Below are 1,496 nucleotides of genomic sequence, written 5' to 3'. Positions count from 1 at the left end.
GCCTCGAACAACCCACCCAGCGACCCCACCGGCAACTCAACCGCCGTGTCATTCCACCCCGACACCAGCTCATGCCGCTCAGCAGCACTGAGCACCCCGACCTCTCTCAACGGCAGGTCAGAGCCACCCTCCAGCGCCCCCTCCAGCAGCGAGACCAGACTCTCCGCCGCCGCCACGACCAACGCCGCAACCGCTCGGGGATCAACCGGGGCAACCGCGTCAACGACCAGGACGATCCTGGTGCCGTCGTCATCAACGGCGATCGACAGCGGGTAGTTGGTGCGCTCGCGGAAGTACTCCAGCTCGACGCCGTCGAGGATCGTGGTGGTTTCCCGATTGAGTCCGTTGTTGGGGCGGTAGTTGAGCATCGAGGTGAACAGCGGACTGTCCCCCGACACGCCGCTGACCTGCTGCGCCAGCGAGAGCGGCGCGTGCTCGTGCTCCAGCAGGGCCGCGAGCTGACCACGCATCGCGGTCACCGCCTCGACCACGCCCAGTTCGTCGACGCGCACCCGGACCGGAAGCGTGTTGATGAACGGGCCCGGCACCCGGTCCGCCCCGGGGCCGGCGTTCATCCGTCCGAAGAGGACGGTGCCGAAGACCACGTCGTCACGGCCGCTGACCGCGGCCAGCACCCGCGCCCACGCCACGTGCATCACCGTCGCCGCACTGGCACCCAGGCGACGGGCGACCTCGCGGACTCGTTCGGACAGTTCCGGTGCGAGACCCATCAGCGCTTCGACGGAGTCCATGCCGTCACCGCGTGCGTCCACGAGGCCGTACGGCGCCGTCGGCTCGTCGACGTCGCCCAGCAGCTCGGCGAAGAACCGCTCGTGCTTCCCACTGTCCAGCCCGGCACGGGCCTGTACGACGAAGTTGCGGAACGGAAGCGGGTCGGGCAGCTCCGCACCCCGGCCGACGAGGATCGACTCCACTTCACCGAGGAGGATCTCGAGCGCGGTGTGGTCCTCAACGATGTGGTGCAGGCGCAGTAGCGCCAGCCAACGGCCACCCTGCGGCGCCGCCGCAGCGTGCAGCCGGGCGAGCGGGGCCTCGCGCAGGTCCATGGACAGTCCGACCTCAGCGAGCAACTGCCGGATCGGCTCGGTGCTGTTCGGGTCCAGCCGCACTTCCTCGACGGGGAGGGCGGCCTCGCGCCACACCACCTGGACCGGCTCCCGCAGCCCCTCCCACACGATGGCAGTACGGAAGATGTCGTGCCTGTTCAGCACCTGCTGGAGTGCGTCGATGAACGCGTCCAGCCGGTCCCGTGAATCGAACCCCAGCACGGTGGGCGTCACGTAGGTGTCCTCGCCGCCGTCGGCGAGGAGGTGGTGGAAGAGCAGACCCTCCTGGAGCGGCGTCAACGGGTAGATGTCCGCCACGTTCGCCGCGCCGCCCTCGACGGTCGCGACGATCCGCTCCACCTCGGCGGCGGTCAGGTCCACCAGCGGCAGCATCTCCGGCGTGATGGTCGTGGTGCCCTCGGGGATCGC

The 1,496-nt window shown here is 69.6% G+C and carries 1 protein-coding gene; it reads right to left on the bottom strand.

Annotation, left to right across the window (positions count from 1 at the left end):
• Positions 1–1,496 (bottom strand): condensation domain-containing protein (locus ABTY04_RS40935; protein WP_352218511.1); only part of this gene is annotated, 1,496 nt, incomplete at both ends.

The sequence above is a fragment of the Streptomyces sp. NPDC097981 genome, from assembly GCF_040302565.1.
Taxonomy (GTDB): domain Bacteria; phylum Actinomycetota; class Actinomycetes; order Streptomycetales; family Streptomycetaceae; genus Streptomyces.
Note: the sequence above shows the minus strand (reverse complement) of the source record. Positions and strands in the feature narration are given on the sequence as shown.